We start from the raw sequence: 18,219 nt of genomic DNA, 5'->3' as shown, positions 1-18,219 counted from the left end.
GGGATCATTGTGTGATGTGGGACACCACGATCCTGCCATCGAGGGCGGATCATGACAAGGCAACGTGCCGTAGAATTGAGCCGTGCCCGTGTATCTAGATCACGCGGCGACCACGCCTATTTCGGCCCCGGCCCTCGCCGCACTCACCTCCGTTATTGCCCGTAGCGGCAATCCGTCCTCCCTTCATGGGGCTGGCCGTCGTGCCCGCGCCACGGTGGAGGCGTCCCGCGAAACTATTGCCAAGGCCGCCGGAGCCCACCCCACCGAGGTCATTTTCACCTCGGGCGGGACGGAGTCCGACAACCTTGCCGTCAAGGGCCTGTTCTGGTCCCGCAACGCCGCCGAGCCTGCCCGCAAGCGCATCCTCGTCTCCTCCGTCGAGCATGCCGCCGTGCAGGACACCGTCGAATGGCTCGAGAAGCATGAGGGCGCCGAAGCCGTCTGGTTGCCCGTCGATGAGAGCGGCACCGTCAGTCTTGCCGCTCTGGAAAAAGAAATGTCCGACGGCGGAGCAGACTCGATCGCGCTCCTCACCTGTATGTGGGCCAACAATGAGGTTGGCACCATCCAGCCCATCGCCGAGATCGTAGCCCTCGCCTCCCAGCACGGCATCCCGGTGCATTCTGACGCCGTACAGGCCTTCGGTTCGATTCCCGTGAATTTCAAGGAATCCGGCCTCGCGGCCATGTCCATCAGCGGGCACAAGATCGGCGGACCCGTCGGGGTGGGTGCACTCCTGTTGGGTCGCGCCGTGAAACTCACACCCGTGCAGCACGGTGGGGGACAGGAGCGCTCCGTGCGCTCCGGAACCCTCGACACCGCCGGTATCGCGGCCTTCGCCGCCGCCGCCCAGGACGTCACAGATAATCTTGCCATCGAGAATCCACGCATCGCGGCCCTGCGCGACGGCATCATTGCGGCCGTCCGCAGTGCCGTCCCCGAAGCGGTGTTGCGCGGCGTCGACCCTGCCGTGAATCCGGCCGGACGCCTCCCCGGCAACGCCCACTTCACCTTCCCCGGCTGCGAGGGCGACTCCCTGCTGTTCCTGCTCGACATGGCGGGCATCGAATCCTCCACCGGCTCAGCCTGCACGGCCGGGGTACCCCGCCCCTCACACGTGCTGCTCGCCATGGGCCTGGATGAAGACACGGCACGTGGCGCACAACGCTTTAGTTTGGGGCATACATCGAGCCACAAAGACGTTGACGCCTTTGTGGCCGCCCTCCCGGACGCTCACGCACGAGCAAAAACAGCTGGCATGGCCGGACATCAATCGTCCATCCAAACCGCCAGTACCCGTTAGTTCGGGGCCACGCACAGCCTGCCACTTGCTCGGCACGCTTGATTTTTAGTTTCAATTGAAAGGTACGTAATGCGAGTATTGGCCGCCATGAGTGGTGGAGTTGACTCCGCCGTTGCCGCAGCGCGCGCGGTGGATGCCGGGCACGACGTCGTCGGTGTTCACCTGGCGCTCTCCCGCATGCCCGGAACCCTGCGCACCGGCAGCCGCGGCTGCTGCACCGTGGAGGACTCCAACGATGCCTGGCGCGCCTGCGATCTGCTGGGCATTCCGTACTATGTCTGGGACTTCTCCGAGCGGTTCAAGGAAGATGTGGTCCAGGACTTCATCGACGAATATGCCGCCGGCCGCACGCCCAACCCCTGCATGCGCTGCAATGAGCGCATCAAGTTCGCCGCGCTGCTGGAGAAGGCCATCGCCCTCGGCTTTGACGCGGTCTGCACGGGCCACTACGCCAAGGTCATTACCGACGCCGACGGCAACCCGGAACTGCACCGCGCCGCCGACTGGGCCAAGGACCAGAGCTACGTGCTGGGCGTGCTGACCCACGAGCAGCTCAAGCACTCCATGTTCCCTCTCGCCGACACCCCGTCCAAGGCTGAGGTCCGCGCCGAGGCCGAAGCCCGCGGCTTGTCCGTCGCCAAGAAGCCTGACAGCCACGACATCTGCTTCATCCCCGACGGCGACACCGCCGGCTGGTTGGCTGAGAAGATTGACATGACCGACGGCGAGATCGTGGACGAAACCGGCGCAAAAGTTGGCGGCCACACCGGTTCCAACCAGTTCACGGTGGGTCAGCGTCGCGGCCTCAAGCTGGGCACCCCGGCCGCCGATGGCAAGCCCCGCTTCGTCCTCGAGATCCGTCCCAAGGAAAACAAGGTCATCGTCGGCCCGCACGCGCTGTTGGCCATCGACGAGATCAAGGGCATCAAGGTCTCCTGGGCCGGGCTGCCCATCGCCGAAGTCGCCACCGGTGTCGAGTTCGATTGCTACGCCCAGGTGCGCGCGCACGGCGATCCGGTTCCGGCCCGCGCCTTCGTCACGGAAGTAACGGACGACGGCGTGACTCGCCAGCGCCTCAACGTCACCTTGGTTGAGCCGCTGCGCGGCGTGGCCCCCGGTCAGACGATCGTGCTGTACCAAGGCTCTCGCGTGTTGGGTCAGGCCACCATCGACACGGCCCGTTCCCTAGCCCGCCCCGACCTCCCCTAACCCAACGCCGCACCACTTTCCGGCCGTTTTTTCCAAACGCCGCACCACTTCCCGGGATCTCTTCGTACCGTCCCGCCATGAAGTGGTGCGGCGTTTGCGTTTTATAGCCGGAAAGTGGTGCCGCGTTTGAGAGGGAAGGAGTGACTTATTGGCGTGGCTCTTGCGGGGCAGGCGTAAGCTTCCCATAAAAGGTGATTTGGCACACGGAAGGTTTACACAATGGCCCCGCATACAATTCCCAACCCGTTGCAGTTCTTAGATAGCGCGCTCAACCAGTGCGCCGAAGTCATTGGAGCCATCGCTGCCAATCAGGCCAGCTGGCCCACGCCATGCTCCGATTGGAACGTTCAAGACCTCCTGCATCACTTGGTGGTCCAAGACCTACACAACTACACCATCATGGCTCGTGGCCATCACATCGATCCCACGACCTCGGGGGCGACGGTCGGCGCCGATTGGTCCACGCGTTTCACCGACGGCGCGGCCCTCTTGATGCGCGCCTGGTCCACCGCGGACCTCAGTACGCAGGTTGCGCTGCCCGGAGGCGGCGAGGCTCCTTTGCGCAGTCGCATTGGCCTGCAAATCACCGAATTCACGGTTCACTCCTGGGATCTGATGAAAGCCACCGGCGTTCCGGTCATCCTTGATCCCGTCCTGGCTGACCAGTCCCTGGCCTGGTCTCAGCGCATGATGAAGCCAGAATATCGCGGCGTGGAGCGTGGCTTTGGCCCGGAGGTGCAGGTTCCTATCGCCTCAGATTCTTACACGAAACTTGCCGGTTGGTTCGGCCGCAGCCCGCATTTCCAGCCGGGGCCCCGGGCCGAGTCCCTGAGGTAATCTCCCGCCACCGGTGCCATCCATCTCGATGCGGCGGTGCATGAGTGAGGTCAATGAGGCAAAAACCGAATTCATTTGTACTCGTTGGTAACCTTCTGGTTGCAACTTTGTGATCCGTGCCATGTCTTGAGCGGAAGTCTGATAATAATTGAAACATCAGGCGCATGATCTGGATCACACAAGGGCGTGTGTCACGTTACATGCAACGCACAAGAGAAAGTTTGCTGATGGCTAAGAGTATGTTCGGATTCAAGTCGGTCATGGCTGTGGCTGGAGTGTCAGTCTTGGCAATGACAGCATGTACGGGACCTGCCAATAATGGCGGAACCGAAAGTGGTGGAGCTACAGGTTCACCCGTTGTTGTTGGAACCACCGATAAGACCACCTTCTTGGATCCTGCCGCGTCCTATGACAACGGCTCCTTCATGGTGATGAACCAGATTTACCCGTTTGTGTTGAACTCGGAGCCGGGAAGCGCCGACCCCAAGCCGGACATCGCCGAGTCCGCCGAATTCTCCTCACCCACCGAGTACACCGTCAAGCTCAAGGCCGGACTCAAGTGGGCCAACGGCAGCGACCTCGACTCCAAAGACGTGAAGTTCTCCTTCGATCGCCAGCTCAAGATCAACGACGTCAACGGCCCCGCGACCCTCCTGGGAAACCTTGAGAGTGTCTCGGCGCCAGACGCCACGACCGTGGTCTTCACGCTCAAGGCTGGCAACGACCAGACGTTCCCGCAGGTGCTGACCAGCCCCGCCGGTCCCATCGTTGACGACACCGTTTTCAGCGCCGACGCCGTCACCACTGACGAAGACATCATCAAGGGCAAGGCCTTCGCCGGCCAGTTCACGATTGATTCGTACAAGAAGAACGAGCTCATCTCCTTCAAGAAGAACGCCGACTACAAGGGCCTGCTGGGCGCCGCCAAGTCCGACTCTGTCACCATGAAGTACTACGCCGATTCCAACAACCTCAAGCTGGATGTTCAGAAGGGCAATATTGATGTTGCCTGGCGCAGCCTGACGGCCACGGATATCGACAGCCTCAAGAGCGACAAGAACGTCAAGGTCGACATTGGCCCCGGTGGCGAAATTCGCTACATCGTCTTCAACTTCGACACCATGCCGTTCGGCGCCAAGACGGCAACCCCGGACGCTGCCAAGGCTCTTGCTATCCGTCAGGCCATGGCGGATACCGTTGACCGCGCGGCCCTGGCCGAGCAGGTCTACAAGGGCACCTACCTGCCCCTGTACTCCCCGGTTCCCGCCGGTTTCACGGGCGCCATCGAGCCGCTGAAGTCTGAATACGGCGACGGTAGCGGAGCCCCGGATGTTGACAAGGCCAAGAAGACCCTGGCCGATGCCGGTGTTGAAACGCCCGTCTCGCTCGACCTGCAGTACAACCCGGACCACTACGGTTCGTCCTCAGGCGATGAGTACGCCGCCATCAAGGCGCAGTTGGAAAAGACCGGCCTGTTCAAGGTCAACCTGCAGTCCACTGAGTGGGTTTCTTACTCCAAGCAGCGCACCGCCGACGCGTACCCCATGTACCAGCTGGGCTGGTTCCCGGACTACTCCGATGCTGATAACTACCTGACACCGTTCTTCAGCAAGGACAACTTCCTGAAGAACCACTACAGCAATGACGCCGTGCAGTCGATGATCTCGGAGCAGCTGACCACGAATGATGCGGCCAAGCGCACCCAGCTGATCGAGGATATCCAGACGGCCGAGGCCAAGGATCTTTCCACACTGCCGCTGTTGCAGGGTGCTCAGGTTGCAGTCTCGAACGTCAATGTCAGCGGCACCAAGGACACCTTGGACGCTTCGTTCAAGTTCCGCTTGGGCGTCCTCTCCAAGTAGTGCCGTGCAGGCATTCACCAGGAGCTAGTTGAAAGCACGGCAAAGAAGCGGGGCGCACTAAACGCCCCGCTTCTTGCCGTTCGGCATGAGAAGAATATAGGCGCACATGACCGCAATGATTGACCTGCCGGTGGAAGAACCTTCCGCGCGGGCCCCCAAGAGCAAGAAAAAGTCCGGCGGAAGCCTCGGTAAATACCTTGCCATCCGCTTCATCTTGATTTTCCCCACGATTTTCATCCTCGTCACCATGGTGTTTTTCCTCATGCGACTCACCGGTGACCCGATTACCGCCGCATTGGGCGGACGCTTGCCACCGGACCAGCTGGCCATCCGAATTCACGAGGCCGGCTACGACCGGCCGTTGTTTGTTCAGTACTTTGAGTACCTGGGCCAGATCGCGACCGGCAACTTTGGCCGCACCATTTCCGACAATCTGTTGATCTCAGACATGCTCGCCACCTACGGCACAGCCACCCTGGAATTGGTCATCAACTCCCTCGTCGTGGCCCTGCTCATCGGCATCCCCTGTGGCATGCTGGCCGCCTACAAGCGCGATAAGTGGCAAGACGCCATCTCCCGCGTGCTGGCCATTTGCTTCTACGCAACACCGGTGTTCTTTGCCGGCTTGTTGTTGAAGTTGGTCTTCGCCGTGTGGCTGGGCTGGTTGCCCGTCGCCGGACGAGCCTTCATCACCACCGATATTGCGATGACTGCGCTGGAAGCGCCCACCGGCATCTACTGGCTCGATGCCCTCCGCAGCGGCAATATGGACGCCTTCTGGGACGTCGTCCAGCACTCGATTCTGCCCGCCGTAACGCTCGGCCTGCTCACGGCCGGTATCTTCCTGCGCCTCGTGCGCACCAACGTCATCGGCACCTTGAGCAAGGACTACGTCGAGGCCGGGCGTTCCCGTGGCGTGAGCGAATACCGGCTGCTGTCCAAGCACGCCTTCAAGCCCGCGCTGATCCCCATCATCACCGTCATGGGACTGCAGATTGCGCTCATGCTCGGTGGCGCCGTCTTGACGGAAACCACCTTTGAATGGAAGGGACTTGGCTTCCAGCTGGCTCATTACCTGACGGCGCGTGACTTCGTGGCCGTTCAAGGCATCGTGGCCCTGCTCGCCGTCATCGTGGCCTTTACCAACTTCATCGTGGACGCCATCGCCGCGCTGATCGACCCGAGGGTGAGGTACTAGATCATGGAGACGAAAAAATCACTCCTGAGCCGTTTGCCCGTCATCTCCCAACTCAAAAAGAGTGTGGGACTCCAACGCGGCATGCTGGTCGCCGGCATTGTGCTGACCCTGATGTTCCTCCTGACGGCGGCCCTCGCCCCGTTGATCGCCCCGTACGGCGCAACTCAGCGCTTCGATGAGACCCAGGCCGCGCCGTCGTCCGTTCATCTTTGGGGCACGACGGCGGGAGGTTACGACGTCTTTTCCCGCACCATTGGGGGGGCCCAGACCGCGTTCATGGTGATCGTCGTGGCGGTAGCGCTGTCCATTTTCCTTGGTGTGATCCTGGGGCTGCTCTCGGGCTACCTCGGCGGTTGGCTTGACCGCATCCTCGTGGTCGTGGCCGACGCTATCTACGCCTTCCCGACACTCTTGCTGGCCATGGTCATGTCGATCGCGCTCAGCCAGGGCCGCTCCGATGTGTGGTCCGGCATTTTCTCCGCGGCCATCTCCATCACCGTGGTGTTCATCCCGCAGTACTTCCGCGTGATTCGAGCCGAGACCATCCGCCTGAAGGCCGAGCCGTTCGTGGAGTCGGCCATCGTGGTGGGCGCCTCCAGCGTGCGCATCATGGCCCGACACATCTACAAGAACGCCACCCGCACCCTGCCGCTGATCTTCACGCTCAACGCCTCCGAGGCGATCCTGACCTTGGCCGGCTTGGGCTTCCTAGGCTTCGGTATTGAACCCTCGACGGCGGCCGAGTGGGGTTACGACCTCAACCATGCCCAGTCCGATGCCACCGCCGGTATCTGGTGGACAGGCGTATTCCCGGGTGTCGCGATTGTATTGACGGTACTCGGTCTGACCTTGCTGGGTGAGTCCATGAATGATCTCAATGACCCGCGCTTGCGTGGACGTAAGCGGGCCGCCAAGAAGGCCCGCAAGAATGCAAAGGAGTTGGTGGACGCATGAGCCACTCCACAGAAAATGTTGGCGCAGCGCCTCGGGGCGAGGCCGTGCCGCGGCCCGTGCTGGACATTGCCGATCTGAAGATCACCTTCGCGACAGATCAAGGCGATGTGCAGGCCGTGAAGGATGTTTCCTTCACGGTGGCCCCGGGCGAGATCGTGGCCATTGTGGGCGAATCTGGCTCCGGCAAGACCGTCACGGCCAAGGCCATTTTGGGACTCCTGCCGGAGACGGCCATCAGCAGCGGTGCCGTGGTGATCAGCGGCAATGATGTCATTACCGTCAGCACGCATCAGCTGCGTCAGATCCGCGGCCGCGATGTGGCCATGGTGTTCCAGGAACCCTCAACGGCGCTCAACCCGGTCTACACTGTGGGCTGGCAGATTGCCGAGGGCCTGCGGGCTCACCGCCCTGAGGGTAAGCGCGTGGGCAAGCGAGAAGCCCGCAAGCTGGCCATCGAGGCGTTGGGCAAGGTGGGTATCCCGGAACCTGAAAAGCGTGTTGACTACTATCCCCACCAGTTCTCCGGTGGGCAGAAGCAGCGTGTTGTCATCGCCGCGGCCTTGGCCTTGAACCCGGGGTTGATTGTGGCCGATGAGCCCACGACGGCCCTTGACGTCACGGTGCAGGCCGAGATCTTGGAGCTGTTGCGGGATCTGCGCGATCGCTACGGCACCTCGATTGTGCTGATCACGCACAATATGGGTGTTGTGGCCGATCTGGCCGATCGCGTTGTGGTCATGTTCCAGGGCGACGTCGTGGAGGAAGCCACCTCGGAGGCACTCTTCGCCGCACCCCAGCGGGCGTATACGAAAAAGCTGCTGGCCGCCGTCCCGCACCTTGGCCGTAACTCCGCATCGGCGGGATTCACCGAACGGGCCTTCCAAGACAAGGACGTTCTGGTCCGTGCCACCGAGCTGGAGATTGAATATCCCGGCCGCTTGGGTAGCCCGGCGTTCAAGGCCGTCGACAAGGTCTCCTTCACCATCAGTGCCGGAGAGGTCTTTGGCCTGGTCGGAGAGTCGGGCTCGGGCAAGACCACGATTGGTCGCGCCATCGCGGGCTTGAACCGGACCACGGGTGGTTCCTTGAACGTGCTTGGCTACGAGATGCTCAACTATAAGGAACGCACCTTCCGCCCCTTGCGCAAGGACATCGGCTTTGTCTTCCAGGACCCTGCCGCCTCCTTCAACCCGCATCTTTCGATCGGGGAATGTGTGGCCGAGCCGCTCATCATCCACACGGATCTCTCGGGGCCTGCCGTGACGCGGAAGGTCGAGGAACTGTTGGAATCGGTGCAGCTGCCGGCCGCGTACGCCAAGCGATTCCCGCACGAGCTCTCTGGCGGGCAGCGCCAGCGGGCGTCGCTGGCCCGAGGCTTGGCCCTGAAGCCCAAGCTGCTCATCGCCGATGAACCCACCTCGGCCCTGGACGTGTCCGTGCAGGCCAAGGTGTTGGAGCTCTTCCGGGAGATTCAGGCCGAGCTAGGTTTTGCGGCCTTGTTCATCAGCCACGATCTGGCCGTCGTGGACATCCTGGCCGAGTGGGTCGGGGTGCTGTACAAGGGCAAGATGGTCGAGCAGGGCATCGGTAATCAGGTCATGGGTAACCCGCAGGACGCGTACACCAAGCGTCTGATTGCCTCCTTGCCCGTGCCCAATCCGGCGGAGCAGGCGCAGCGGCGGGCGGCCCATCAGGCCCTGCTCGCGGCTCGCTAGCGGGCAACGCCTCATTCATCGTTACGGCGATAACAGCAACGGCGGTGTCTGGGGTGGACAAGAGTTTTGTCCGCCCCGGACACCGCCTAAACTGTCCCTATGACCGAACCGAGCCACACACCGCACTTGTCCGTCGATGACTTTGACCCGGCCGCCAGTTCCCTCTCGGGAGCCGTGGATCCGGCCATCATGGCGGAGCTGTTGTCCATCCGTTCTAGCATCGACAACTTCGACGCGACCCTCGTGTATTTGCTCGCCGAGCGGTTCAAGGCCACGCAGAGGGTGGGCATTCTCAAGGCCACGCACCAGCTGCCGGCCGCGGATCCCAATCGTGAAAAGGCTCAGATTCAGCGCCTGCGCGCCCTGGCGGAATCGGCTAACCTCGATCCGGCCTTTGCCGAAAAGTTCCTGAACTTCATCATCAGCGAGGTCATCCACCACCACCAAGCCATTTCCGAGAGCCACTCCGCCGTGGCCGCCACCGGGGTGGTTCCCGTGGTGAGCCGTGACGGCCAAGGTTTCGTGGCCCAGACTGACGACGGCGGCACGCAGCCTCAGTGAGTCCCTCAGCTAACGCTTTTCCCGAGCAAGTCACCGTCACGGCCCTGGGTACCTGGCCCGGAATCGATCCAGAGGAAGCCGCCAAGGTTTCCCTCGGGCTTCTGAGCAGTCCGCATCTGCCGGCCCTGGCGCAGCTTCCGGCCCGTGGGGTGGGCTCGGACGCCGTAGGCCGCACGGCCTCGCTCCTGCAAGAACTGCCCGTGGACGTCCAACCCTATGGTTGGCGTTTCGTTGACCGCCCAGGTCACGACCACCGCCGCGCCGTCTCAGCCCTGTCCACGGATGTGAATGTGTTGGCCGATGTTGCCGGAGCCGGCGACATCATTCCGCCAGCACTCAAGGTTCAGGTCATGGGGCCGATCTCGCTCGCCGCGGCCATCCATCTGCACTACGGCGAACGTGCCGTGCGCGATTATGGGGCCCGGCGCGACATCGCCCAGTCACTCGCTGCGGGCCTGGTGCCCCATACCGAGAAGCTGAGGGAGGCCGTCCCGGGTGCGCAACTTGTCCTGCAGATCGATGAGCCGGAGATTGCCCCGGCCCTCGCTGGAACCATTCCCACGGCGTCTGGTTACCGCACGCTGCGCGCCATTCCGGCCTCGGAACTGCGCCAGACGTGGAGCACGTTGGCGACGGCTGCCCGTGAGGCCGGATTTGCGCAGGTCGCCATCAACCTGACCCCGACGGACACCGCCGCGGAGCACACGGCGCCCGGTGCCGAGGAGGCCAAGGCGGCCGAAACAACTGCCTGGCGCAAGGCGCTGGAGATCGCACTGGAGTCTGGTCTCGACGCGGTGGCCCTGCCGCTTCACCTGCTCGATACCGGCCACTGGGAACAACTGGCCGGGGCCCTGGAATCGGGTCTAGGCGTGTGGGCTGGGACGGTTCCTACCCTCGCGGGGCGGGTCCCGCCGTCGTACTCGGTTTTGGAGGAAAAAATCATGCGACCGTGGCGGGGGCTGGGACTGGATTTGCCCCTCCTCAAGCAGCTGCGCATCACGCCCGACGCCGGGCTTGCCCACCTTTCGCCGCAGGAGGCGCGCACCGTGCTGAACCGCGCGCTGGAGCTGGCCGAACGCTTGAATGAGGTTCGTTACGCGTAGTTTGCTCGCCCGTCAGCTCGGTGGTTTATGATTGCCTTCCGGCGCCACTAAAGGGGGACATATGGGGCGAGGTAGGGTCTTTCAAGTTTGCCTGGCCAGCGGGGTGGTCGCCGCGGCGGTGCTTGCCCTCGGGCCGAGTACCGGGGTCTCGGATGCCGGAGCCGAAATCGTGGCCCAGGCCAGCACCGCGGCGGCAACCCCGGCGCCGCCGCCGACCTTCCCGGACCGGAACGTGGTGCCCGACGGCGGGCGAGCCTACCAGAGGCTGGATGAGGTGTTGACGCCGTGGGATCTGCCCAATGGTTCCTTGGTATGGAATCCGGTCTCGGCCCGTGAAGAGATCATCGACGTGGACATTGCCCGTCAGGTGGTCCTCTTTGGCGATTCGCAATCCAGTGGCATGGGGGGAGTCAAGAGCGCAGATACCTGGGTTGAAAAGGCGCTCAGCAGCCGCGGTTATCACGTGCGCTTTGTCGGCGCACCAGGCACCGGTTTTGTTGCCAAGACTACGCAATCGACTAATTATCCCGACGCGATTTCCACGGGCAGGGTCGTTCTGCCGTATGGTTCCCCGGCGTTGCTCGTGCTCCAAGGCGGAGGGAACGATGCGGCGCAAGGGGCCACCGACGCGCAAATTACGGCGAATGTGGAACGCCTCCTCCGTGAGCTGCGGGCCAGCTACCCCAGTTGCACCATCCTCATGATCGGGACCCTGGGCCGAGGCCTGCCCGCCAAAAGCGACCGCCGTGTGCAGGTGGATGCGGTGCTGGCCAAGATCGCGATGAGCAATGGGGTCTCGTTTATCAGCCCCCGGGACTGGATTACGAAGTACAAGGTGGGCAATAAGATGCTCGACGGCGTCCACCTCTCGACCAGTGGACATCAGGTGCTCTCCACGGTCTTGGCCGGCGAACTCACGAAGCTAGGACTGCAGGCGCCTGTGCGTTGAGCTTGGGGATTAGAGGCGTCCGGCGGCCTTGAGTTTGATGTACATATCGGCCAGGTGCGGCGGGAGATCTAGCGGCGTCGCATCGACGACCTCGACGCCTGCCTGCTTCACGACGGCCGTGATGGCGGCCCGGCGATTGAGCGCATGCTCGGCGGCGGCCGCCCGGTAGGTGGCGGTCGTGGAGCTCCGGTCATGCCGGGCCTGGTCGACGGCGGGATCACGGACGGCGGCCACGACAACAACGTGCTTCTGGCTCAGGCTCGTGACGAGCGGGATGAGGCCCTCTTCGGCCGCCCCGGCATCCAGAGACGTTATGAGGACCACGAGGGCGCGATGGGCGGTGACCTGACGGACGGCTCCGGCAATGGCCGGGGTATTGAGTTCAATCAGCTCAGGCGCCAAGGGTGCCAGTGCCTGCACCATGCCGTTGAGCATATTGCCCTTACCAGCCGAGGACACCTTGGCCCGGATCCGTCGGTCATAGGCGATGAGGCTGACGCGATCTCCGCCTCGCTCGGCCAGAACGGCCAACAACAGGGCTGCCTCGATGCCTGTATCGAGGGCCGTCTCATCATCGACCCGAGCGGCGGAGGTTCGTGAGGTGTCCAGCACGATGACGACGCGGCGGTCACGTTCGGGCCGCCAGGTGCGCACGACGACGTCCCGGCGACGGGCCGTGGCACGCCAATCGATGGAGCGCACATCATCGCCCCGAACGTAGTCTCGCAGGGAATCAAACTCGGTTCCGGCGCCGCGGATCTGGACGGCGGCCTTGCCATCGAGCTCCCGTAGCTTCCGCAATTTAGAGGGTAGGTGTCGTTTGGCGTGAAAAGGCGGAAGGACCCGTAAGAGGCCGGGAGCCTGAATGGTTCCCTGCCGCGCCACCATGCCCAGCGGGCCAAAGGATCTGATGGAGATGTGTTGGCTGCGCAGATCTCCTCGCCGAACGGGACGCAGCGCAACGCTTAACGCGGCTCGTTCCCCGCCCCGGATGAGAACGTTTTGTAAGGGATTGAGCGCGCCGGCGGAGGGCTGCCACCCGTCCTTGACCTGGGCTCGCAGGGTCCGCGGCGACTCATTGGCCAGATGCACGGTGGCCGAGGTTGCTTCGCCCAGCCGCACCCCATTGGGCAGCGTCCTGCGCAGCGAGATCTTCCGCGGCGAGGCCGCCAGCAGTAGATCAACGAGCACCACAAGAGCCAGCACGGTCAGCGACAGCAGCCAGCTCAGGGCTCCGGGGAGGGCAATGATGGGCACCAGCGCCGCTAGTGCCAGATAAAAGAACCTGCCCGAAATGGCCATAATGAGTGTTGTCCGTCGTTGAGAAAGCGGTGAGCTAGCGGGGAACCGGCACGGTGGCCAGAATGGAGTGCAGGATGCCGTCAACGGCCACGCCATCCATCTCGGCCTCGGGGCGCAGGGCCACCCGGTGCCGCAGTGTTGGCAGGGCCAGCGCCTTGATGTCGTCGGGGGTGACGAAGGTGCGTCCCGACAGCCAGGCAAAAGCGCGGGCGGCCTTCAGAATGGCCGTGGCGCCTCGCGGGGAGACGCCCAGCTGGAACGAGGGTGCCGTGCGGGTGGCTCGGACCAGATCCACCACGTAGGCGAGAATCTCGGGATCAACGGCGACCCGGGCAACTTCCTGACGGGCCGCCACCAGCTCGGCCACACCGGCCACGGGGCGCACACCGGCAGCCGCCAGATCCTGCGGGTCAAATCCGAGGCTGTGCCGACGGATGATCTCGATTTCTTCATCCCGCCCCGGCAGTTCCAGCGTGAGCTTCAAGAGGAAACGGTCGAGCTGAGCCTCGGGCAGCGGGTAGGTGCCCTCGTACTCGATGGGGTTTTGGGTTGCCGCGACCATGAACGGCGCCGGCAGTTTGCGGGATACCCCGTCAACGGAAACCTGATGTTCCTCCATGGCCTCCAGCAGTGAGGCCTGCGTCTTGGGAGGGGTGCGGTTGATTTCATCGGCTAAAAGAATATTGGTAAAGACCGGGCCCTCACGGAAGGTGAAGGCCGAGGTGCTGGCATCGTAGATCAAGGAACCCGTGACATCGCCGGGCATCAGATCTGGGGTGAACTGCACCCTTTTGCTATCGAGACTTAAGGCGGTGGACAGCGCCCGCACCAGCAAGGTCTTGGCCACGCCGGGGACACCCTCGAGCAAGACATGTCCTCCCGCGAGGAGGGCGATCAGCAGGCCCGTGACGGTGGCATCTTGGCCCACGACGGCCTTGGCGACCTCGCTGCGCACCGCCAACAAGGCCTGTGCGGAGGAGCTCGGTGCGTGCTGCTGCCGAATGGTCTGGGCAGCGGGAGCCTGCTCGGGTGCGTTCGGGGATTCGGGGTGGGGCAGGCTCATCGCTGTGCCACTTCTTCCTCTAGGGCCGTGAGTTCAACGGCCATGGTCAACATCTCTTGTTCGGTTTTAGGTAGCGCGCCCAGTAACAGCGCATGGACCTGCGGCACGGGACGGCCCGTGGCCGCCGCCGTTGCAAGCACGACGGCGTCCGGCTCGGCGGTGATCCCCAACCTCAGGGCGCGTGCCAAACGCGTCAGGCTCGCGTGCCGCAAGGTCCGTGACGCCGTGCCGACGGCCCGACCATCTTGATACAACCTCGCCCGGCCCGCGAGGGTCTCCGAGGCTTTGACGATCACGGGCAACGGTTCGGGCACCAGCGGTCCGCTCCGGCGGCCCTTCCACAGCATGCCGATGACGGCCACGAGCAGCAGCCAGGAGGACGCCGGGAAAATCCAGGAGGGCGTCAATTCAGCCAGAGAAGGTGCCTGCTCGGCCACGGGAAGATCCTTGATGGAGACCGTGTACCAGAGCAGATTCGGGGCATGGCCCAAAAGCCGCACGGCCAGGGCGGCATTGCCCCGGTTGGCCAGGTTCTGGTTGATGAGGATGCCCGGATTGCCCAGGGCCATCACGTCACCGGCGGCATTGAAGGCCAGCTGGCCTGCCGTTTCGCCCTGCGGCGTGAAACAGTTCTGCGTGCCCTGATACAGGTGGAGGGGCAGGCTGACGGGAGCCAAAACACCCAAGTCCGAGGATCCGCCGTCGATCATTCCCGCGGCGACGGCATCGGGCTGGGAGCAGCCCGCAGCAATCGACGCGGTACCCCGTGCGGTTCCGGCGCTGAGTAGATCGGGGCTGAAGCGGGCCACGGTCAGTGGCGCGGGGGAGAGCGCCACCAGGCGTGCCCCCGCCTCGCGAACCTCGTCCGCGAGGGTTGCGGCCTGGTCCGGGGAGAGGAAATTGTAGGGATCGTAGAAGACCACGGTGCTGTTGCCGGCACCGTTGGCAGAGAGTGCTGCCAGGGTGTCGGCCAGCGAATCCGTGGCGCTCACGTCAACGCCGTGGCTGCGCAGGACTTCGGCCGCTCCTTGCGCCCCGGCCGGTGCCGGGTTGGTGATCGAGAGCGTGCCTGATGACTGCTCCCCGCCCTTGGCCAAGATGAAAGCCAGGAGCGAGAGCGCCACGAAGATCGCGGCACAGATGATCCAAAACTTCCCGGTGCGCCAGAGGCGGCCTGCCCGTTGTGCCGTGCTGGCCGGATCGGCCCGGAAGGTCTCTGGCTCCGAGGAGGTGCGGTGTGACGCGACGGAACTCATGAGGACACCGCCACTGGAGCGGCAGGCTCGTCGGTATACAGCGGCTTGCTGGCCGCAACCGCCCGATCCGTGAGCACGAGCTCCTCGAACATGGCGGCGGTGGCCGTGAGATGCCCGTAGCGGACGGCATTGAAAATTTCGGCGCTGGTGAGCAGGGCCTGGCCCTGGGCCGGGAAAGCGCGTTGCAGTTCGACGGAGATTTCCAGAGCCGTTCTGCCCAGTGCCGGAAGGCTCACATCGCGCTCCTCAGTGGCGCGGACGATGGCCCGAAATTGCTCACTGATGGCGGTATAAAAGTCTTGGGATGCGGCGGCGGAGCGTGCCAGAGCCCGGTGTTGTTCGGCTGAGAGTTGCCGCTTTCCGGCAAAGACGTCCTGATCCGCGGCGACAGTGCGATTGAGCCGTGGTCGGATAATGAAGACAACCGCCACGATCGCCAGCAGGAGCACGCCAATGGCAATGGCCAGGGCAAAGCTGCCGCTGGGGGAGCCGACATTGTTGAGAAACTCATCGAAGGCGCTCCTCACGAGCGCGGCAATCTGCTCCGCCAACCCCGGCTTGGCATCCTGATAGACCTTGTGTGCGAGTTCCTCTTGAGCCCAGCGGCGGGCTTCATCGGCGTCGGGAACCAGCGGAACATCCCCGGGCAGCCGTCCGGCTAAGGACGTCAAAAGAGTCAGTGAGAACGCCATCGAAATCCGGCCTACGCTCCGTACTGTCCGGAAGCTTTGAGGGGAGAGCCGGGGATCCCGCCGTCGTCCTGGCCGTTCTCGGTTTCCTTGAGCAGCTCAATGTCGAAGCCGTCGCGGCGCATCCGCAAATCAACGTAGATCAGGGCCATGACACCGGTCTGGAACGCCAATGTCACGGCGCCGACCAGGGCGCCGATCAGGCCGGCAATGCCTTGCGCGATGAGGATGGCGTTGGCTGTCTGCTCCGGGTTGGGCTCGGTGCCAAACATCAAGGGCACGAGGAAGCTGGCCAACATGGAGACCGGAGTGGTGATGACCGAGGAGATGACACCAGCGATGACGGCCGCCAACAGCGAGATGCCAAAGGTGCGCCACCAACTACTGCGGGTCAAGAGCCAGGAGCGCTTGATGGCGACGAACGGCCCCACCTGCTCCACGACAATCGCCGCAGGGGCCAGCAAAATCTTCGTGCCAATCCAGACCGAGATCACAAGGAAGGGCAGGCCGATCAGGAGGGCCAGGCCGATCGTGGCGAGGGCGGATCCGCCGCTGGAAGACGCGTCCAGACCCACAGCGATGGCCACCACAATCGCGATGTAGACGGCCAGGACCACGGCCACGGCGACCGCATAGAGCAGGGCGAGGGCTATGAGGCTGCCGATGCGTGGCCTGACCAGCCGCCACATCTGCCCGAAGGAGGTCTTGCGGTTCAACACGGCGCGAATGACGGGGATGACCAGGGCGCCCTGCAGAATCATTTGAATCGCTACGGCCAAGAGGCTCGTCAGGAGCAAGGACACCGAGGAGGCCACCAGGCTGCCGCCGAGGGCGTCCAAGGTCTCAGATTCCGCAGCGACGGTGGGGTCCATGGTCATGAGCTCGCCGAAGGCCTGGCCAAAGGCGAGGTACATGACGACCAGGGTGATGGCGGTCGTGACGAACTGGAAGATCAACGCCGAACCAAACATGGCCTTGCCGTTGCGTCGGGCGGCCTGGAACGCGCCGTCGAGAATCTCGCCCAAACCGAGCGGGCGCAGGGGAATGACGCCGGGCTTGGGCGGGGCGACGTACTGGTTAAAGCCGGGCTGTCCGTACGGCTGCCCGGGGTACTGCTGGGCAGGCTGGCCGAATGCGGGATGACCGGGCTGCGCGTACTGGCCCCACTGCGGCGCCTGCGGCTGGGCGTACGGGGGCGCCGGCTGAGGCTGAGCATCCTCGCCCTGTGGTTCCAGCGGTGGTTGCTGCGGTCCCTGCGTCATGCGTGCTCCCTGTGAAATAGTCCCCGGGCGCGTTCACACCGTGAACGTCCCAGCGCCCCGGAGAGCGCAGTGTGTAGCCGCCGTCCCGGAGCAGTGACAAAGCTTGTCGTGCTTCTCTTCAAACCCTATCGGGAAGATCCCCAATTACTCCGTGAAGGCCCGGGCATTGCGGAAAAAAGAGCACAATCTGCGCCCAAAATTGGCAAAATCCACACATGCCGGCATTCCTAGGGAGCGTCGATGGGGACATTACGGGGTTGATAGGCAAATATAGAACTATGAAGGCACGTATTTTAGTTGTTGACGATGACGAGGCACTGGCCGAGATGATCGGTATTGTGCTCCGCAATGATGGTTTTGATCCCGTATTTTGTGGAGATGGAGCCAAAGCATTCGAGGTTTTCCAGGCCAACAAGCCTGATCTCGTACTGCTTGACCTCATGCTGCCCGGAATGGACGGCATTGAGATCTGCCGTCTCATCCGTGCCGAGTCGGACGTTCCCATCGTGATGCTCACGGCCAAGTCGGACACCTCTGATGTGGTCCGCGGTCTGGAGTCCGGTGCCGACGATTACGTTGCCAAGCCCTTCAAACCCGCCGAGCTCGTGGCCCGCGTGCGCGCCCGTTTGCGCCCGGGTGACGTCAAGCCGCCGGAAACCTTGATCATTGGCGAGATCACGATCGATGTGGCTGGCCACTCGATTCGTCGCGCGGGGGAGAAGATTGCCCTGACGCCCCTGGAATTTGACCTTCTCGTGGCCCTAGCCCGGAAGCCCTGGCAGGTGTTCTCCCGCGAGCTGCTACTGGAACAGGTCTGGGGTTACCGGCACGCGGCCGACACCCGCCTCGTCAACGTGCACGTGCAGCGTCTGCGCTCCAAAATTGAACGCGATCCCGAGGCGCCCGAGGTTGTCCTGACGGTGCGCGGCGTCGGCTATAAGGCCGGGTCCTAGCCT

16 protein-coding genes are annotated in these 18,219 nt (G+C 63.4%); 11 read left to right on the top strand and 5 right to left on the bottom strand.

Translation table 11 applies throughout. The annotated features are described in order from the left end of the window. The first annotated feature begins 82 nt into the window (after positions 1–82). The 10 genes from CVS30_RS04165 to CVS30_RS04120 all read left to right on the top strand — a co-directional run bounded on the left by CVS30_RS04165 (position 83) and on the right by CVS30_RS04120 (position 11,691). Positions 83–1,303 (top strand): cysteine desulfurase family protein, encoded by a 1,221-nt coding sequence (locus CVS30_RS04165; protein WP_110484035.1) that lies wholly within the window; start codon positions 83–85, stop codon positions 1,301–1,303. Between the two features lie 69 nt (positions 1,304–1,372). Beyond that, on the top strand, positions 1,373–2,512 hold the full coding sequence (gene mnmA / locus CVS30_RS04160; protein WP_110484034.1) for a tRNA 2-thiouridine(34) synthase MnmA: 1,140 nt from the start codon (positions 1,373–1,375) through the stop codon (positions 2,510–2,512). 219 nt (positions 2,513–2,731) lie between these two features. After that, positions 2,732–3,349 (top strand): TIGR03086 family metal-binding protein, encoded by a 618-nt coding sequence (locus CVS30_RS04155; RefSeq protein WP_110484033.1) that lies wholly within the window; start codon positions 2,732–2,734, stop codon positions 3,347–3,349. Positions 3,350–3,576: 227 nt separating this feature from the next. Then, positions 3,577–5,211, top strand: a complete 1,635-nt coding sequence (locus CVS30_RS04150; protein WP_110484129.1) for an ABC transporter substrate-binding protein — start codon at positions 3,577–3,579, stop codon at positions 5,209–5,211. A 106-nt stretch (positions 5,212–5,317) separates the two neighbouring features. Continuing rightward, positions 5,318–6,409 (top strand): ABC transporter permease, encoded by a 1,092-nt coding sequence (locus CVS30_RS04145; RefSeq protein WP_110484032.1) that lies wholly within the window; start codon positions 5,318–5,320, stop codon positions 6,407–6,409. Between the two features lie 3 nt (positions 6,410–6,412). Beyond that, positions 6,413–7,363 carry an ABC transporter permease gene (locus CVS30_RS04140; protein ID WP_110484031.1) on the top strand — a complete coding sequence of 317 codons (951 nt, stop codon included), beginning with the start codon at positions 6,413–6,415 and terminating at the stop codon, positions 7,361–7,363. Continuing rightward, positions 7,360–9,078, top strand: a complete 1,719-nt coding sequence (locus CVS30_RS04135; RefSeq protein ID WP_110484030.1) for a dipeptide ABC transporter ATP-binding protein — start codon at positions 7,360–7,362, stop codon at positions 9,076–9,078. Before CVS30_RS04140 ends, CVS30_RS04135 begins: the two co-directional genes overlap by 4 nt. Positions 9,079–9,177: 99 nt before the next feature. After that, positions 9,178–9,639 (top strand): chorismate mutase, encoded by a 462-nt coding sequence (locus tag CVS30_RS04130; protein WP_110484029.1) that lies wholly within the window; start codon positions 9,178–9,180, stop codon positions 9,637–9,639. Continuing rightward, positions 9,636–10,742, top strand: coding sequence for a uroporphyrinogen decarboxylase/cobalamine-independent methonine synthase family protein (locus CVS30_RS04125; RefSeq protein ID WP_110484028.1), 1,107 nt, complete (start codon positions 9,636–9,638; stop codon positions 10,740–10,742). The genes CVS30_RS04130 and CVS30_RS04125 overlap by 4 nt, the downstream gene beginning before the upstream one ends. Before the next feature lie 61 nt (positions 10,743–10,803). Next, positions 10,804–11,691 carry an SGNH/GDSL hydrolase family protein gene (locus tag CVS30_RS04120; protein WP_110484027.1) on the top strand — a complete coding sequence of 296 codons (888 nt, stop codon included), beginning with the start codon at positions 10,804–10,806 and terminating at the stop codon, positions 11,689–11,691. 9 nt (positions 11,692–11,700) lie between these two features. Here the strand turns inward: CVS30_RS04120 and CVS30_RS04115 are convergent, their stop codons facing one another. The 5 genes from CVS30_RS04115 to CVS30_RS04095 are packed head-to-tail and all read right to left on the bottom strand — an operon-like array spanning position 11,701 to position 17,263. Continuing rightward, a complete protein-coding gene (locus tag CVS30_RS04115) occupies positions 11,701–12,993 on the bottom strand; it encodes a DUF58 domain-containing protein (protein ID WP_110484026.1) in 1,293 nt (430 codons plus the stop codon). A gap of 34 nt (positions 12,994–13,027) precedes the next feature. Then, positions 13,028–14,056: an AAA family ATPase gene (locus CVS30_RS04110; protein ID WP_110484025.1), complete on the bottom strand. Its 1,029-nt coding sequence runs from the start codon at positions 14,054–14,056 to the stop codon at positions 13,028–13,030. Beyond that, positions 14,053–15,312, bottom strand: a complete 1,260-nt coding sequence (locus tag CVS30_RS04105; protein WP_110484024.1) for a DUF4350 domain-containing protein — start codon at positions 15,310–15,312, stop codon at positions 14,053–14,055. The genes CVS30_RS04110 and CVS30_RS04105 overlap by 4 nt, the downstream gene beginning before the upstream one ends. Beyond that, the gene (locus CVS30_RS04100; RefSeq protein WP_110484023.1) at positions 15,309–16,004 is read right to left on the bottom strand and encodes a DUF4129 domain-containing protein; all 696 of its coding nucleotides are present in this window, start codon (positions 16,002–16,004) and stop codon (positions 15,309–15,311) included. The genes CVS30_RS04105 and CVS30_RS04100 overlap by 4 nt, the downstream gene beginning before the upstream one ends. A gap of 11 nt (positions 16,005–16,015) precedes the next feature. Further along, positions 16,016–17,263, bottom strand: a complete 1,248-nt coding sequence (locus CVS30_RS04095) for a DUF7847 domain-containing protein (RefSeq protein ID WP_110484022.1) — start codon at positions 17,261–17,263, stop codon at positions 16,016–16,018. 278 nt (positions 17,264–17,541) lie between these two features. On the opposite strand from CVS30_RS04095, the gene mtrA reads away from it, so the two are divergent. Next, positions 17,542–18,216 (top strand): MtrAB system response regulator MtrA, encoded by a 675-nt coding sequence (gene mtrA, locus CVS30_RS04090; RefSeq protein ID WP_110484021.1) that lies wholly within the window; start codon positions 17,542–17,544, stop codon positions 18,214–18,216. Positions 18,217–18,219 lie beyond the last annotated feature (3 nt).

The organism is Arthrobacter psychrolactophilus, from assembly GCF_003219795.1.
Classification (GTDB): Bacteria; Actinomycetota; Actinomycetes; order Actinomycetales; family Micrococcaceae; genus Specibacter; species Specibacter psychrolactophilus.
The sequence above is the reverse complement of the archived record's forward strand: the minus strand, read 5'-3'. Positions and strand labels throughout refer to the sequence as shown.

Excerpts from the sequence above, each read along its gene's own strand:
- mnmA (WP_110484034.1), top strand. The coding sequence starts at position 1,373 with ATGCGAGTATTGGCCGCCATGAGTGGTGGAGTTGACTCCGCCGTTGCC.
- CVS30_RS04155 (WP_110484033.1), top strand. The coding sequence starts at position 2,732 with ATGGCCCCGCATACAATTCCCAACCCGTTGCAGTTCTTAGATAGCGCG.
- CVS30_RS04150 (WP_110484129.1), top strand. The coding sequence starts at position 3,577 with ATGGCTAAGAGTATGTTCGGATTCAAGTCGGTCATGGCTGTGGCTGGA.
- CVS30_RS04145 (WP_110484032.1), top strand. The coding sequence starts at position 5,318 with ATGACCGCAATGATTGACCTGCCGGTGGAAGAACCTTCCGCGCGGGCC.
- CVS30_RS04140 (WP_110484031.1), top strand. The coding sequence starts at position 6,413 with ATGGAGACGAAAAAATCACTCCTGAGCCGTTTGCCCGTCATCTCCCAA.
- CVS30_RS04135 (WP_110484030.1), top strand. The coding sequence starts at position 7,360 with ATGAGCCACTCCACAGAAAATGTTGGCGCAGCGCCTCGGGGCGAGGCC.
- CVS30_RS04130 (WP_110484029.1), top strand. The coding sequence starts at position 9,178 with ATGACCGAACCGAGCCACACACCGCACTTGTCCGTCGATGACTTTGAC.
- CVS30_RS04120 (WP_110484027.1), top strand. The coding sequence starts at position 10,804 with ATGGGGCGAGGTAGGGTCTTTCAAGTTTGCCTGGCCAGCGGGGTGGTC.
- CVS30_RS04115 (WP_110484026.1), bottom strand. The coding sequence starts at position 12,993 with ATGGCCATTTCGGGCAGGTTCTTTTATCTGGCACTAGCGGCGCTGGTG.
- CVS30_RS04110 (WP_110484025.1), bottom strand. The coding sequence starts at position 14,056 with ATGAGCCTGCCCCACCCCGAATCCCCGAACGCACCCGAGCAGGCTCCC.
- CVS30_RS04105 (WP_110484024.1), bottom strand. The coding sequence starts at position 15,312 with ATGAGTTCCGTCGCGTCACACCGCACCTCCTCGGAGCCAGAGACCTTC.
- CVS30_RS04100 (WP_110484023.1), bottom strand. The coding sequence starts at position 16,004 with ATGGCGTTCTCACTGACTCTTTTGACGTCCTTAGCCGGACGGCTGCCC.
- CVS30_RS04095 (WP_110484022.1), bottom strand. The coding sequence starts at position 17,263 with ATGACGCAGGGACCGCAGCAACCACCGCTGGAACCACAGGGCGAGGAT.
- mtrA (WP_110484021.1), top strand. The coding sequence starts at position 17,542 with ATGAAGGCACGTATTTTAGTTGTTGACGATGACGAGGCACTGGCCGAG.